Genomic DNA, 15,498 nt, shown 5'->3' with positions numbered 1-15,498 from the left:
CGCCGTCGCGAAACCAGCCCGGATGCCCCGGATGCCCGATACCGCAGCACCAGGCGCTCGACCTGACGGCGGCAGATGCCTAGCCGTTCAGCCGCTCGCCAGGGCATCAGCTGTGCCTCGGCGACTGCCTCGATCACCTTCAGGCGGTCCAGCTCGCGCATGCTCATCGTGATCATCCCGGTACAGGCCATCGGCGGCTCCACGTATCCGTGAAAACCGTCCAGCATGTACCTCAAATCGAACCTGGGTACGACATCTGTACTTTGCTCAAGTACGACACTACTACTTTGCTCTTACAAGTAAAACTGCGATAATTTATGTTATGTAAAATCGAATAACGTCCACCGGGCACATCTCCTGCGCCGCGAACCCATGCCGCCTCACTGGAGGAACCCATGACGCCCGCCCCCACATCCGGGCAACCACCCGGCGCCGGTTCCCACCCAGAGCCAACGCGCGCACAGCGCGTCGCCGCCTGGCTCGGTCTGTGCGCGGTGCCGCTCATCTGGCTGCTGCATCTGGCGCTCGGCGTCACGCTCGTTTCCACGGCCTGCGCCGACGTCGTCACGCAGGATCCGATGCCAGGCTGGCACGGCACGCAGTGGATCCTCGGCATCGCCTCGGTTTGTGCGCTCGTGCTTGCACTCGCCATTACCTACGCCGCCGGCCGCGCCTGGCGCAAGATTGCCTACGTCGCGCACGAAAAACGCGACGCCAACCGCTTCGTCGCCTGGTGCGGAGCGACGGCTTCCGTGGCCTTCACTTTTGGTCTCGCTTTTTCGATCTGCATACTGATCGCGGTACCGATCGAGCGCCTCTGCACGGCCTTCGACTAGGCGTCGCGATCTCCGCGTTGCAAACACCGCCAGACAGCCCGAATGCGCCAGCGTTAGCGAGCGAGGCCTTTTCTTTGGATTGCAGATGATCGCCTCAGACCAACGCACTCGCCGAAGCGCGAGATCCACGAAATTCCCGGCGTTATTGCCGCGACCGTTGCGCTCGCAGCGTAGTCTGAGGAAACGTCAGAAAAGCAAGTTTTACCGTATTTTCGCGGCCATCACGACAGGAGCGAATCGGCAAAAGGCAACGGAGCAATTTGGCCGGGCAAGTCCCCGCATTTCGCCCAATTGAATGGAGTGCTTCCGACGTACAGTCACATCCGTCGGCATGGACGCATGTGAAACCGCCTGCCGATTCCAGGGAGATCGGCAGTGAAATCGGTAAGTATGACTATGTATCAGGTCGTACGATTCGTTATCCGATGGATCAGATGACGGGATCGTAACGCCATCCCTCGCGGCTCCGTTGCATCGTATGCGTCGGCGCGAGCGCGGCGATGAAATCGGCGTCGTGCGAGGCCACGATCAGCGCGCCCGGGAAGTCCGCTAGCGCCACTTTATCGTGCAATGCCCGGCGCAAGCCGTACGCTTTAAAAGCGGTCGATCATGCCGAACTGCACCCCGCGCACAGGCGCACCCGGCCAGGACGGCGGAAGGCCGGTGACGTTCACACCGCGCAGCGTGAAGGTCGCCTGATTGCGATTGCGCAGCCACCCTGCGCTCGCGTAGAGCAGCACGCGCTTCGAAAGGTCGTACTCGAACGCGGCGCTGAACTGGTCGGCGTCGTTGTCGGCGCCCGAGAGGTCGTGCACCCACGCGTAACCCAGTGAAGCGCGAAACCGCGAGGTCACCGCATAGCGCGCCGAGACCGAAACGCCGTTGCTGTGGTTGCGCGGCGTGCCGCCATCGCCATTGAAGTACGCGAGAAACCCGGTCACCGGCCCGAGCACATACGACACGCCGCCCAGATTGGCTCGCAGCGCGCCATCGCCGTTTTGCTGTTGATGCGCCCAGGAGATGCGAAACGGTCCGTGCCGCCACTCGACGGTTTCGATGTTGCCGGCCAGCCCGTTGCTGCCCGTGGACGGATCGCGCAGCGAGGCCATCAGCGTGGTCGAGAAACCGTAGATGTCGGGAGACAGATACGTGATCGCGTTGCTTTCATAAGGCGTGATCTTCGATAGATTGTTGAGGCCCGAAGCGATGGTGCCCGCGCCGAACGCGTCGAGCTGTCCCTTGAACGGAATATAGATCGGCGAGTATTGCCGCCCCACGCGCACCGTGCCCCACTGCGTGCCGAGTCCTATCCACGCCTGGCGGTTGAAGATCGTGTTGGCTACGGCAAAGGTGCCGTCGTTGGAGCCGAAGCCGTTTTCCAGCTCGAACAATATCTTGATGCCGCCGCCGATATCCTCCACGCCGCGCAGCCCGAAGCGCGAGCCGCGATACGCGCCCGAGTCCATGCGCGCGACCCAGCCCGCGCCCGGATTCGTCACTTCGATGCTCGTGTCGAGCGCCCCGTACAGCGTGACCGAGCTTTGCGCGTGTGCGCCTATCGTGTGCAACGTGGCGAAGGTTGCCGCAGACAACACCGCCCAGGCGCGCGCTGCGCGCAATGTTCGACTCATGTGGGAAAAGCGGGTGAAGCGCACGAGCGGTGCGTCGCATGCTGCATGAGGGGCGGCAGGCGTCGTGCTTGTGACCTGCCGCCGCGTGGAAAAACCGCAAGCCGCGGCCACCCGGTGCAGCCGGGCGGCCGCGCGTTGCTTATTGCTTCGGCAGCGCGTAGGCAATCACGTAGTCGCCGAGCTTCGTGCCGAACGAGCCGTGCCCGCCTGCCGCGATCACGACGAACTGGCGGCCGTTCACCGCGTACGTCATCGGCGTGGCCTGGCCGCCCGCCGGCAGCCGCGCTTGCCAGAGCCGGTTGCCGTTGTTCACGTCGAAGGCGCGCAGGTAGTTGTCCGCCGTCGCGCCGATGAAGATCACGCCGCCCGCCGTCACCATCGGACCGCCCAGCATCGGCATGCCCGTGCGGAAGGCCACGGGAATCGGCGAGCTGTCACGCGTCGTGCCGATGCGCTTTTTCCAGACGATCTGGTTGGTCTTCAGGTCGACGACGGAGATATAACCCCACGCCGGCTGCTTGCAAGGCAAACCGATCGGCGACATGAACGGATTGAGCGTCACGCCGTAAGGCACGCCGTATTGCGGCTGGATGCCCGCCTCCGTGCCGCTGCCCTTCGCGCCCAGCTGCGGCTCGAGCGGATTGCCCGGCCCGCGTGGGATGAGCCGCGAGACGAACGGCAGCGCAATGGGGTTCGCCACGGCGATCTGCCGGTCGGTGTCGATGGCGAGGCCGCCCCACTCGAACATGCCGAGATTGCCCGGGAAGATCAGCGAGCCTTGCAGCGAAGGCGGCGTGAACGTGCCCTCATAGCGCAGCTGGTGGAACATCACGCGGCAGATGAGCTGGTCGTACATCGTGGCGCCCCACATGTCGGCGTCGGTGAGATTTTTCGACGGCCGGAACGTGAGCGCCGAGAACGGCTGCGTGGCCGAGACGTGGTCGCCGGGCGCCGCGCCCTGCGGCACCGGCATTTCGGGCGCGGGCACCACGAGTGCGCCCGTGCGGCGGTCGAGTACGAACAGGTTGCCCGTCTTCGCAGGCGCGTACACCACCGGCACGGTCTTGCCGTCCTTGTCGGTGATGTCGGCGAGCGTGGGCTGCGAGGGCTGATCCATGTCCCACAGGTCGTGGTGCACCGTCTGGTAGAACCAGGCGAGCTTGCCGGTCGACGCGTGCAGCGCGAGCAGGCCCGTTGCGTAGCGCTCGAGGTCGGGCGTGCGGTCGCCGCCCCAGATGTCCGGCGTCTTCACGCCCATCGGCAGATAAACGATGTCGAGCTTGGCATCGTAGGCGGCCGGCGCCCACGAGTTCGGCGAATTCCACACGTAGTGCTCGCCGGGGCCCGGAATCTTGTTCGGGTTCGCCGCGCCCGGATCGAACGCCCACAGCAATTCGCCCGTGCGCACGTCGAAGCCGCGGATCACGCCGGAGGGCTCGCGCGTCGAGAAGTTGTCTTCCACGGCGCCTGCCACGACGATCACCTTGTTCGTGACGATCGGCGGCGAGGTGGGCTCGTACATGCCCGGCGTCGTGACCGGCATGGCGTGCTGCAGGTCGAGGTCGCCGTTGTTGCCGAAGCCCGCGCAGCGCTCGCCCGTCAGCGCATCGAGTGCATACAGGTGGCCGTCGTTCACGGGCAGCAGGATGCGTCGCATGCAGGTGCCGTTCGCGGCGGCAGACGTTGCTGCGGCCGCGGGTGCGCTCGCGGGCGCGGCGGCTTGCGTTGCCGACGCGGGATCACTGGCTGGCCCACCCGCTTCGGTTCCGGAAGCCGCCGCGGCGTCCGATGCGGCCGCGGGCGTTGTCGCCGTCGCTCCCAGGTCCGCCGCCGCGGCGTTCACGGACGCCGCCGAAAGGTCCACGAACGACACGCCCCGGCAGGTCACGTGCTGGAACGAAGGATCGGCCTGAAGCTTCGGATCGAACTTCCATTTGAGCTCGCCGGTTTGCGCGTCGAGCGCGAACAGGATCTGGTGCGGCGAGCACAGGTAAAGCAGATCGCCGATCTTGATCGGCGTGACTTCGTTGGTGATCTCGACCGGATCGTTGGGGCCTTTCATGTCGCCGGTGCGGAAGGTCCAGGCCACCTGGAGGTTATGCACGTTCTCGGGCGTGATCTGCTGCAGCGGGGAATAGCGCGTGCCTTGCTGGTCGCGTCCATAAGCGGGCCATTCGGACGGCTCGATGCCGTCGACGTTCGGCGCCGGCGTGGCCCTCACCGCCGCGAGCGAGCCGTTGATCTGCTGCGGGTCGTTGAAATGCGCATACACGAGCACGCCGCCCCATACGAGCAGCCCGACCACGAGCGCAAGCACGCCGAACTGGCGCGGGCGCTCCAGATGCCAGCTCATGAGCACGAGCAGCCAGATGCCGAACACCACCAGCACGCCCGAGCGCGGCACGAGCGCCCAGAAGTCCGGCCCCGACTCCCAGAGGCCCCAGATCGCCGTACCGATCAGCACGATCGCATAGAGCACGAACGCCGAGGGGCTCGCGCGCCACAGCAGCCACGCGAAGACGAGCAGCAGCACGCCCGTCACGACGTAGTAAGGCGAGCCGCCGAGCGACATGAGCCACACGCCGCCAGCCAGCAGATACACCGCCGTGAGCAAGGTGAACAGCACGGAGATGACGCCGATGAAGCCCAGCGGTTTCGATAGTCTGGCCATGATCTCAACCCTTCCTCGAAGAATGTCGTCTGCGATGGCGGAAAAAGCGTGGCGTCAGAACACGTGCATCATCCCCACGTAGGCGCCCGTCTGCGATTGGCCAGCCATGGGGCTGGTCGGCGTGCTCGAGTCGCGCGGCGTCGCGAACACCGAGAACGTGCCGTTCTTGCTGTTGTCCACATACGCGACCGTGCCATACAGGAACGTGCGCGCACTGAGGTTGTACGTCGCGCCGAGCGCGTAGAGCATGGCGTGGCTCCCGGGGTCGTGCGAGGCGTCGCCGCCGCCCTCGCCTACATGAATATAGAAACCCGCGGCGGTCACCGCCCACTTCGGGGTGGCCTGCCAGGTCGCGCCCAGCCAGTAGTGGTCGGCCGTATCGGAAATGCCGGGCGGCGAATCGGGTGCGGAGTAATGCGTGTACGCCGCCTGGATCTTGAACTTCTGCACGCGCAGGTTGCCGCCCACGAAGTATTCGCGCGAGGCCGTGAAGATGTTGGAAAAGCGCCCGCTCGAATCGCGTAGTTCGTCGTAGATGCCGCGCAGGTCGAAGAGCGGCGAGTGATACGAGAGCATGATGCCGTCCGAGCGGCCGAACTCGCCTTCGGCGCCGGCGTTGAAGTTGCCTGGCTGGTTGCCGAACGAATACTGGCCCTGCACGTCGAGGCCGTTCCATACCGGGCTGTGATACTCGACGTTGTTGCTCGTTTGCTGCCAGTTGCGCCCGCGCACGAGCGAGGCCGACGACACTGCCTGCTGCACGAACGGATCGAATGCCCACACGCCGTCGCTGTCGATGAAGAGATTACGGCCGGCTTGCAGTTGCCCCCATGTGTCGTTCTTCAAACCCACATAGGCACGGCGCGACCAGAGCCGGCCGCCGCCCGTGGTGCCGTTCATGATCTGCACGGCGGTTTCGAGGTTGAAGATCGCGGCGCTGCCGCCGCCCAGGTCCTCAGTGCCCTTGAGGCCGAACATGCTGGTGCCCCAGTCGCCGCCTTCGGCGCTCCAGCGGCTCGAACTGCCGCCGTTGCCGTTCGCGATGTGATTGAGGTATTCGATGCCGCCATCCACGCGGCCATACATCGTGACGCTCGATTGTGCGCTCGCGGCCGAACTGGCGGCGAGCAGCACGACTACGCCCAGAGTCGCTTTCACGTTGGCTCCCTCGTGGAGTCTTCTTGCTTGATCCGGTCCATGCCGGGGCGGATAACGTGGTTGAACGTGCAGACAAGCCGGCGTGGCCGGGCTCATGCCGGCCACATCGCGCACCAAAAAGCATAGCGCGTGGTGAAGAAAGCCGCATTCTGGCTGGACGGCGAATGACGCACAGTTGCATGCGCGCGACGGCGGTGGTGGCGCAGAGCATTTCGCGTGCCGCGCCGCACCATGCGCGGCGCATCGCGGGGCGAACGCCAGGCGCTAGAACCACGCACGACAAGCCGCACGCGAACGGGGCGTCGATCCGCGCGCGCACAACGCGACGCTCTCGAACATCCGCAGCTTCGGCCCGAAGATCAGCGCGGTGCGAACGGGCGAAATCGCGTTCGAACCCATGGCGTAAGGTGATTGGCGCTAGCGCGCGTCGTGCCGCGAATCGGCCTTCGCGGCGTCGCCACGCTGGGCAGTTTGTGGCTGAGCCGAGCGCGCAGCGTGAAAAACCGGCAAACGCCAGCCGAAGTAGAGCGCCGCCAGTCGCAGCGCCACGCACGAAATCACGGCCACCCAGGGCGTCCAGAACGTCGACCAGCCCGCATACGTGAGCCCCACCTGCACGGCGGCTCCAAGCAGCGCCGCCGACGCATAGATCTCGCGCTCGAGAATGGCAGGCACGCGCGAGAGCAGCACGTCGCGCATCACGCCGCCGCCCACCGCGCTCACGATGCCGAGGAGGATGGCCGGCTCCGCACTCTGGCTGTACGCAAGCGCCTTCTGCGCGCCTGCCACCGCAAAGAGTCCAAGACCGATCGCATCGAACAACAGCACGGGATGACGCAGCCGCCGCACCTGCGGATACGCGGCAATGGTCAGCCCCGTAGCCAGCAGCGTGACGGCGAGGTAGGCCCAGTTCGCGAGCCCCGCTGGCGGCACCGCGCCGATGCACAGATCGCGGATGATGCCGCCGCCGCACGCCACCATGAAGCTCACGACGACGATGCCGAACAGATCCAGCCGCCGCTGCCGCGCGGCAACGGCGCCAGAGATCGCGAAGGCGAATGTGCCGATCAGGTCGAGTACCGTATAGGCCGTGTGAGCGTTGATATGCGCGCCCACGTGCGCCCCGAGTGCCACGCTCACGCCGCCTCGCTTTCGCGGCCGAGCCAGGCGGCGGCCGCGCACAGCATCGCTTCGAGGCCGGTGCGTAAGGTGGGGTCGAGCAGCGCGCCAATGGCGGGCGCCACGGTTTCGACCAGATGCGGCATGGACGACTCCTTCATGCGTATTTCATTGTGCAATGTGCGGCGTGCGCGCCGCGATCTCAAACACCGTCGATCAGGCTCTGCGCAAGCTTGGCGAGCAACTGGTCGAGCGTCTTGCGCTCGTGTTCGGTGAGGACGGCCGCGAGTTCGGCTTCGAGCTTCGAGCCGGCCTTTTCCGAGGCATTCGCCACTTTCGCGCCCTCGGGCGTGACGCGCAGCACGACGCTGCGCCGGTCTAGCGCATGCGTGCCGCGGCCAATCAGACCACGCGATTCGAGTTCGCCGAGCGTTTTGGAAAGCAGCGTTTTTTCGATGAGCGCGCGCTGCGAAACGGCCTTGGGCGTGATGCCCGGCTCGGCGCGGATGATGCGCAGCACGCGCATGGCACGCACGTCGAGGTCCCAGCGCTCGCGGTAGACCGCGTTGGCGCGATCCATCAGCAGCGCGCTCGTTTGATCGAGCCTGAAGGTGAGGAAATCCGAATACAAATGCGTGCTCCCATCCGTACGCTAGCTGGACGCCAGTATAGTCAAATAGTTGAAAATTTCAACTATCTGGATCGGGGAAACACGATCGAGCGGATGCAGGGATGCGGATGTGACAACGCGGCGGGCCCTCGTTCGAGAGGAAGCCCGCCGCGCAGGGGGAAACGTCCGGCGGGGACAGATGCCCCGCGGACGTCATCGCCGAATCGACTTAGAACGCGTGACGCATGCCCACCGTCACGGCAACCTGCGTATCGGTCGACGAAGGCGAAAGCGTGTTGATCATGGCGTGCGAAAGCACCGAGCCTTGCGGTGCGCCGTGCACGTTCTGGTATACGCCTTCGAGGTAGAAGTCGGTGCGCTTGCTGACGGCGTAGTCCGTTTGCAGCATCGCCGTGTTCCAGCCCGGGTTCGTGCCGTTGTAGGCGCCGTGCGTGTACGTGTACGCACCCGAAACGCTCCATGCCGGCGTGAGCGCGTATTTCACGTTCGCTTCGAAGTTGTCGAGGCGCAGCGAACCGGCGAGCGAGCCGGCCGAGTCGTCGTTCGAGCCAAGATAGGTGCCCGTGCCGAACGAGTAGACGCCTGAGGCGTTGTCGATCTGCGAATGGCTCCAGACCAGACCCACCGTCGCGGGGCCGTACGTGTAGTTGCCGCCGAGCGACCAGACGCGTTGACGTTCCGCCAGGAAGTTCGCGCTCGTGTCGCTGGAGGTGACCGCGCCGCTGCTGTTGCCCGCATTGTTGAACTGCAGGTAGCCGGCTGCGAGGTTCAGCGGGCCCTGGCTATACGAAACGGCGAAACCGTACGAGCGGTTGTTCGCGAAGTCGCCGGCCTTGTTGCTGAACGAGTACATCGTCTCGAACGTCACGCCGTACCAGGTCGGGCTCGCGTACTTGACGGAGTTGTTGATGACCACCGAGTTCGCGGCGAGGTTGTCGTTCTCGAACGGGTGAGCCGCGAGGCTGCCGCCCCACGTGTTGAATTCTGCCGTGAGCGGGCCGACGAGGTCGTTCATCACGTCGAACTGGCGGCCGAACGTCAGCGTGCCGTACGGATCGCTTTGCAGGCCCACCCACGCTTGCGAGCCGAAGCCGAGGCCCGAGAACGCCTGCGCACCGTTGTTGAGCAGGAAGCCTTGTTCGAGCTTGAAGATTGCGTGCAGACCGCCGCCCAGATCTTCCGAACCCTTGAGGCCGAACACCGTATTCTGCGTGGAGCTGCTGTTGAGCTGCCAGTTGCTATGGCCGAACTGGTTGTTCGTGTAGACGAGACCGGTGTCGATCAGGCCGTAGAGGGTCACGCTGCTTTGCGCGTGCGCCGAAATAGCAAAGGCGCTCAGAAGTGCCGCGGCGAGTAGCGATTTTTTCATGTTTTTAAGCTCCGGATTGGGCGGTGGGTCAATGCATCGAATTCAGGCGGCCGGCACCATCGACGTGCAATCTCATATGCGTGCATTCCATTTCGGTGCGAATTCAAAATCGAAAAGCAATCCACCGATGATTATTGCGAGTTACGCAATTGACCAGTGTTGATATAGCAATGGAAAAAATGGAAATCGTACGGTGAGTGCGGTGCGAATCGAACACCCGCATCATAGGGTGCCGAAAATAAAAATGGTGTCGAAATTCGAGTGACGTGGCGTCGATGGCACAACCACGCCCGGCAAGGCTCGACGCACGTCGAGGAATGTGCGGGGCGTGAATATCGTCGAGACAATTACATAATGCTTTCGAAGCGATGCATTAAGCCAGGCGAGAAAGGCCGATTATCTTCATCGAGAATCCCTGAGCTAATCGGCCCTGTGGAGCGCGTTGATTATTCTTTTAATGCGCACTCTCTTTTGGCTTGATTCGTTCAAGCAGCCGGCGCAACCGATGCGCCCGCTATGGCGTGACGCTCCAATGCCTGCGCGACGAATCCCGATGCCTTCATCGTTTCGACAAACGCACCAAGCGCTTCGGCGGCCTGCGGACCGCGGCGCTTTGCGACGCCCATGGCCTGGCGAATCACCATGAAGCGTTCGTCGAGCAGACGCAAGCCGCCGGCTTTCGCGGCATCGGCTTCGAGTTGCTGCTTCACCCCTGCGGCCACTTCGAGCCCTTGTTCGAGGAAGGTCTGCACGACGGTGGGCGAAGTCGGTGCGCGCACGATTTGCGCCTGCTTCAGTTCACGCGTGAGAAAAAGATCGTAGGCACTGCCCTTGCCCACGGCCACGCGGTTATGCGGTTGATCGACTTCGGCATTGGTGCGCACCGGCGAATCGTTGCGAACCAGATAGAAGCCTTCGATCAATACATAAGGCGCGGTGAACGCGATCGTTTCGCCTCGCTTGGGATCGACGGCAAAGAAGCCAAAGTCCGCGCGTTCGTCGCTCACGGCTTCGACGGACTTGCCCGCTGCGTCGAATACGACAAGTTCGAGCGGCACACCCAAATGCCGCGCGAAAGCGCGCGCGAGATCGACGGAAACGCCGAACGGTTCGCCCGACGCCGCATCGCGATTCGCGAGTATCGGATTGCCGAGATTGATGGAGGCGCGCAACGTGCCCGTGGGCGCGAAGGCTTTGACGACAGCGGGATCGATGGACATGGGGAGCGCGGGGCGAAATCGGGGTCTTTCGAGCATATCACCCCGCCCGCCTGTGCGCGCCCACCATCACCACGCGTTCATCGCTCAGCCCGTGTCCCCACCGGCGACCGGCAAGATCGAACCGGTGATATAGCTCGCCTCGTCCGAAGCGAGAAAGAGGATCGGCGCGACCTGTTCGTCGAGACTGCCATAGCGCTTGAAGAAGGTCGAATCGGTGACCTGGCGCACCGCCTCGCCCATCCAGGCCTTTTCCTGCTCGCTGTCGCCCGCGGCATTGCGCGGAATGCGGCGCGGCGGCGCTTCGGTGCCGCCCGGCGCCGTGGCGACCACGCGGATATTGTGCTCCGCGTATTCCATCGCCAGCGACTGCGTCATCGCATTCACGCCGCCCTTCGCTGCCGAATACGGCACGCGGCGAATACCGCGCGTGGCGTTCGACGACACGTTGACGATGGTTCCGCGCCCGCGTTCGAGCAAATGCGGCAGCACGGCATGGCACGCGTAAAGCGTGGGCATGAGCGAGCGGCGGATTTCCGCATCGATCTGCGCAGGCTCGAATTCCGCGAACGGACGCATGCGGATGGCACCGCCCACGCCGTTGATGAGAATGTCGATGCCGCCAAACTTCTGCGCGGCGAAATCCATCGCCGCTTTCGCGCCCTCATACGTTTCGAGGTCGGCGACGAATCCTGCCGTTTGCGCGCCCTGCGCCTCGGCCGCGACTTCCGCGACGAAATCCGCGCGATCGACGAACACTACCTTGCCGCCTTCGGCCGCCACCCGCAGCGCCACGCCGCGGCCAATTCCCTGCGCCGCCCCGGTGACGACGACGACCTTGCCTGCGAATCGTTGCATGATCATGCCGCCTTCGGGACTACGTTGGGAGTGAACTTCTCGTAGTGGAAGCTGTTGGGCTTCACGCCTTCGTCGTCGAAATACTTGCGTACGGCGTCCACCATCGGCGGCGGGCCGCACAGATACACGTCGACGTCGCCATCGTTCAGGGCGTCGGCGGGAATATGTTGCGTGACCCAGCCTTTACGCGGATGAGTCGAATCCGCGTCGGCAATCACGGTAGCGAAGCTGAAGTTCGGCAGCTTCGCCGCGTAGGCTTCGATGGCTTCGACGAGCACGAGGTCGAGGTCGCGCGTGACGCCGTAAATCAGGTGCACCTTCTGCTGCGCGTTGGTGCGCGCGAGCACCTCCAGCATCGAGAGGAACGGCGCGAGACCCGTGCCGCCCGCGAGGAACAGCAGCGGCCGCTGCACGTCGCGCAGATAGAAGCTGCCGAGCGGCCCCGTCAATTCGAGCTTCGTGCCCGCTTGTGCGGCTTCGAGCCACGTGCTCATCACGCCGCCCGGAATCTTCTTGATCAGGAAGCTGATTTTCGATTCGCCCGGTGCGGAAGAGAAGGAATACGAACGATGCTGGCCGCTGCCCGGCACGTCGATGTTGACGTACTGGCCCGGCAGGAACACGGGACCCGCTGCGTCGACATCCAGTTCGAGCACGACCGCGGCGTCGTTGTGCTGTTCGACCTTCGCCACCGTGGCCGCGAACTTGCTCTGCCCTGTCTTGCAGACCGTGGAAGACGCGGGAATCGCGATCACACAATCGCTTTCCGGCACCATCTGGCAGGTGAGCACGAGACCGCTGTCCTTTTCGTCTTCGGTCAGCGCGTCTTCGATAAAGTCTTCGCCCAGGTCGTAGCTGCCGCTTTCCGCGCGGCACTTGCAGGTGCCGCACACGCCGTCCGAGCAATCCATCGGCAGGTTGATGCGCGCGCGAAAGGCCGCATCGAGCACTTTTTCGCCCGCCTTGCAGTCGATGAAACGCGTGACGCCGTCTTCGAAATTGAGTGCAATCTTGTAGCTGGACATGGTGTCTCCTTCTATCCCATGTTGAAACTGAGGCTCGATGTCGAACGTGATCTCACACGTGATAAACGTCGAGCACCTGCCGGATGTAGTCGTTCTTCAGCACGATCTTTTTGTAGGCGATCAGGAAGCCGTCGCCGGCCCTACGCAACGTGACGAACATCGTGCCGAAAAAATGGTCCGTGGCCCGGTAGCGATGATTGAGCGTGTGGAAGTTGTAGCGCACTTCCACTTCGTCGCCGCGGTCCGCCAGCACTTCCACGTTCGTGACGTTGTGGCTCGTGCGCGGCTCCGGCATCGAAGCGCCGCTGCGTTCGGTCTTGATGCGGAACACACGGTCTTCGAGGCCGCCGCGATCCGGGTAGTACATCAGCGAGATCTGCGATTCGTGGTCGTCGGTGAGCTGGTCATCGTCGTCCCACGCGGGCATCCAGTACGTGACGTCTTCTGCGTAGCAGGCGAGCCATTCTTCCCACTGGCGATCGTCGAGCAGGCGCGCTTCGCGATACAGCGCGGCGCAGATTGTCTGGTAATCGTTGCTCATGCCTGCGCTCCCGCTTGTGCGTGGTTCAGTTCCTGCTCGAGGGCGTCGCGCATGGCGTGCACCCAGTACTCGTGCTGAACCACGAACAACCCTTCGTCTTCGCTGCGTTCGCCGGACATGACCGGCTTGAGGCCCATCTTTTTCGCGTTGTCGTCCGCGCCTTCGACCCACAGTGGTGCGCCGCGCGAGAGATCGTTCCACATCGCCGTGGTGCCGGCGTAGCCCGCCTGGCAGGCGCGGAACTCTTCGAGGTCGTCGGCGGTGCCCATGCCCGTGACGTTGAAGAAGTCCTCGTACTGGCGAATGCGCGTCGCACGATCTTCCGCGTTCTCGCCCTTCGGCCCGAAGCAGAAAATGTTCACTTCGGTCTTGTCCACGCTGATCGGGCGCACCACGCGAATCTGCGTGCTGAACTGGTCCATCAGGAACACGTTCGGGTAGAGGCACAGGTTTCTCGTCTGGTTGACGATGAAATCGGCCTGCACTTCCCCCACGCGCGCCCTGATTTCGTCGCGATGCTTGTAGACCGGCCGCACTTCGGGGTTCATCGTGTTCGTCCACAAGAGGATGTGGCCGTGGTCGAAGCCGTAAACACCCGCCACCGACTTGCTCCAGCTATTGGCGTCCACCGCCTGGGTGCCGTCTTCCTTGCGGCGGCCCATGGTCGCGGCGTAATTCCAGTGCACGGTGCTGACGTGGTAGCCGTCGCAGCCGTTCTCCATCTGCATCTTCCAGTTGCCGTCGTAGACATACGAGGAGTTGCCGCGCAGCACTTCGAGGCCGCTCGGCGACTGGTCGACGATCTGGTCGATGATGATCTTCGCTTCGCCGAGGTAGTCTTCCAGCGGCTTCACGTCAGCGTTGAGGCTGCCGAACAGAAAGCCCCGGTAGTTCTCGAAGCGCGCGACCTTCTTCAGGTCATGCGAGCCCTGCTTGTTGAATTGCACGGGATATTCCGTGGTCTTTTCGTCCTTCACCTTGAGCAGCTTGCCGGTGTTGGAGAACGTCCAGCCGTGGAACGGACAGGTGAAGCTGCCCTTGTTGCCGTGCTTGCGCCGGCACAGCATGGCGCCTTTGTGCGCGCAGGCGTTGATCACGGCGTTGAGCGTGCCGGTCTTGTCGCGCGTGATGACTACCGGCTGACGACCGAGCCACGTGGTGTAGTAGTCGTTGTTTTCGGGAATCTGGCTTTCGTGCGCGAGGTACACCCAGTTCTTCTCGAAGATGTATTTCATCTCCAGTTCGAACAGGTCGGCATTGGTGAAGATGTCGCGGCGGCAACGGAACACACCGTTTTGCTTGTCGTCCTGCACGGCGGTGGACAGCAGGTGATCCAGGTCACTGGCTTTGTCGATGATGGCTGACATATTAGCTCTCCTATGCATACTCCACACGCAGTACGGAGTCCCTGCATCGGTGTCGGATGATGATCGCGAAGAAACGAGGGGCGGCGGCAACGTGCCGCCGCCATGCTGGGCGGTTACGCCGTCGCTGCGGCGCGCAGGCGATGGACGAGCTGGTTGTCCTTGCCCTGGACCAGCGGCGTGAGCGTGAAGTTGAACTCGATGTCCTTGTACGTGTCGGCTTTCAGGCCGAGCGCGGTGCCACCGGTCTTTTCGGCCACATGCGGAATCAGCTCTTCACGCGTCGCGTAGGCGAAGTCGTCCCAAATGAGCGGGTCGCCTTCGATATTGAATTGCGTGGTGAGCTTGCGGCTGTTATCCGCCGTCACGAAGAAGTGAACGTGCGCCGGGCGGTTGCCGTGGCGGCCGAGGCCGTCCAGCAGACGCTGGGTCGAACCCTGCGGCGGGCAACCGTAACCCACCGGCATCAGCGTGCGGAATTCGTACTTGCCGTCCGCGCCGGTCTTCACCGCGCCGCGCAGGTTGAAGTCGTCCTGTGCGCCGGTCGGGTCGAAGTGCGAGTAGAAGCCCTTCGAATTGGCGTGCCAGCATTCGACCAGGGCGCCGGCGAGCGGCTTGCCGTCGAGGCCGGTGACCGTGCCGTGAATGACGAGCGGGCCGGCATCGGCGTCGGCGTTCAGGTCGATGCGCGAAACGCTCTCGCGCACCGGCGCGCCTGCCACATACAGCGGCCCTTCGATCGTGCGCGGCGTGCCGCCTTCGAGACCCACCGCCTTGTCTGCGGCGTCCATGCGGATGTCGAGGTACTTCTCGAGGCCGAGTCCGGCGGCGAGCAGCGCCGCTTCGCCGTCCTGGCCGAGCTTGTTCAGATAGTTCACACCGGCCCAGACCTCATCGGGCGTGATGTCGAGATCGTCGATGGCCTTGAACAGGTCGCCCAGCAGCCGATAAACGACCTGCTGGAAACGCGCGTTGCCGCTGCTGCCGTTGAGATTCGCAGCGGCCTTCAGCAGGTCCTGCACTTCCTTCGTGTCGAATACTTTTGCGCTCATGGTGTTTGTCTCCTGGTGCTTGCTGG

At 63.8% G+C, this 15,498-nt stretch carries 16 protein-coding genes; 1 reads left to right on the top strand and 15 read right to left on the bottom strand.

What is annotated here, in order from left to right; all coding sequences use genetic code 11:
• On the bottom strand, positions 1–191 hold a 191-nt coding region (locus tag BFD71_RS35645), incomplete at its 3' end, for a helix-turn-helix domain-containing protein (RefSeq protein ID WP_141710860.1).
• Between the two features lie 204 nt (positions 192–395).
• Between BFD71_RS35645 and BFD71_RS35640 the strand changes: the two genes are divergently transcribed.
• On the top strand, positions 396–836 hold the full coding sequence (locus tag BFD71_RS35640) for a hypothetical protein (protein WP_069268906.1): 441 nt from the start codon (positions 396–398) through the stop codon (positions 834–836).
• A 430-nt stretch (positions 837–1,266) separates the two neighbouring features.
• Here BFD71_RS35640 and BFD71_RS41700 read toward each other — a convergent pair whose 3' ends face one another.
• The 14 genes from BFD71_RS41700 to catA form a co-directional block, all read right to left on the bottom strand.
• Entirely contained in the window at positions 1,267–1,407 is a 141-nt protein-coding gene (locus BFD71_RS41700) for a hypothetical protein (protein WP_176733002.1), read from the bottom strand.
• 22 nt (positions 1,408–1,429) lie between these two features.
• Positions 1,430–2,467, bottom strand: coding sequence for a porin (locus BFD71_RS35635; RefSeq protein WP_083245655.1), 1,038 nt, complete (start codon positions 2,465–2,467; stop codon positions 1,430–1,432).
• Positions 2,468–2,606: 139 nt separating this feature from the next.
• Complete coding sequence (locus BFD71_RS35630) at positions 2,607–5,138, bottom strand: glucose/quinate/shikimate family membrane-bound PQQ-dependent dehydrogenase (RefSeq protein ID WP_069268905.1); 2,532 nt, start codon at positions 5,136–5,138, stop codon at positions 2,607–2,609.
• A 54-nt stretch (positions 5,139–5,192) separates the two neighbouring features.
• Positions 5,193–6,296, bottom strand: coding sequence for a porin (locus tag BFD71_RS35625; protein ID WP_256095061.1), 1,104 nt, complete (start codon positions 6,294–6,296; stop codon positions 5,193–5,195).
• A gap of 417 nt (positions 6,297–6,713) precedes the next feature.
• Positions 6,714–7,400 (bottom strand): trimeric intracellular cation channel family protein, encoded by a 687-nt coding sequence (locus BFD71_RS35620; RefSeq protein ID WP_069268908.1) that lies wholly within the window; start codon positions 7,398–7,400, stop codon positions 6,714–6,716.
• A 32-nt stretch (positions 7,401–7,432) separates the two neighbouring features.
• Positions 7,433–7,576: a hypothetical protein gene (locus BFD71_RS41695; RefSeq protein WP_176733003.1), complete on the bottom strand. Its 144-nt coding sequence runs from the start codon at positions 7,574–7,576 to the stop codon at positions 7,433–7,435.
• A 41-nt stretch (positions 7,577–7,617) separates the two neighbouring features.
• Positions 7,618–8,046 carry a MarR family winged helix-turn-helix transcriptional regulator gene (locus BFD71_RS35615; RefSeq protein ID WP_069268904.1) on the bottom strand — a complete coding sequence of 143 codons (429 nt, stop codon included), beginning with the start codon at positions 8,044–8,046 and terminating at the stop codon, positions 7,618–7,620.
• A gap of 208 nt (positions 8,047–8,254) precedes the next feature.
• Positions 8,255–9,415: a porin gene (locus BFD71_RS35610; RefSeq protein WP_069268903.1), complete on the bottom strand. Its 1,161-nt coding sequence runs from the start codon at positions 9,413–9,415 to the stop codon at positions 8,255–8,257.
• A gap of 485 nt (positions 9,416–9,900) precedes the next feature.
• On the bottom strand, positions 9,901–10,635 hold the full coding sequence (locus BFD71_RS35605; RefSeq protein ID WP_069268902.1) for an ABC transporter substrate-binding protein: 735 nt from the start codon (positions 10,633–10,635) through the stop codon (positions 9,901–9,903).
• A gap of 84 nt (positions 10,636–10,719) precedes the next feature.
• Positions 10,720–11,496, bottom strand: a complete 777-nt coding sequence (benD, locus tag BFD71_RS35600; protein WP_069268901.1) for a benzoate diol dehydrogenase BenD — start codon at positions 11,494–11,496, stop codon at positions 10,720–10,722.
• Positions 11,493–12,515, bottom strand: coding sequence for a benzoate 1,2-dioxygenase electron transfer component BenC (gene benC, locus BFD71_RS35595; RefSeq protein WP_069268900.1), 1,023 nt, complete (start codon positions 12,513–12,515; stop codon positions 11,493–11,495). The genes benD and benC overlap by 4 nt, the downstream gene beginning before the upstream one ends.
• Positions 12,516–12,567: 52 nt before the next feature.
• Complete coding sequence (gene benB, locus BFD71_RS35590) at positions 12,568–13,056, bottom strand: benzoate 1,2-dioxygenase small subunit (protein WP_069268899.1); 489 nt, start codon at positions 13,054–13,056, stop codon at positions 12,568–12,570.
• Entirely contained in the window at positions 13,053–14,423 is a 1,371-nt protein-coding gene (locus BFD71_RS35585; protein ID WP_069268898.1) for a Rieske 2Fe-2S domain-containing protein, read from the bottom strand. The genes benB and BFD71_RS35585 overlap by 4 nt, the downstream gene beginning before the upstream one ends.
• Before the next feature lie 113 nt (positions 14,424–14,536).
• The gene (gene catA / locus BFD71_RS35580; protein WP_069268897.1) at positions 14,537–15,472 is read right to left on the bottom strand and encodes a catechol 1,2-dioxygenase; all 936 of its coding nucleotides are present in this window, start codon (positions 15,470–15,472) and stop codon (positions 14,537–14,539) included.
• Between the last annotated feature and the right edge of the window lie 26 nt (positions 15,473–15,498).

It is taken from the genome of Paraburkholderia nodosa (genome assembly GCF_001718195.1).
GTDB classification, from domain to species: Bacteria; Pseudomonadota; Gammaproteobacteria; order Burkholderiales; family Burkholderiaceae; genus Paraburkholderia; species Paraburkholderia nodosa_A.
Note: the sequence above shows the minus strand (reverse complement) of the source record. Positions and strands in the feature narration are given on the sequence as shown.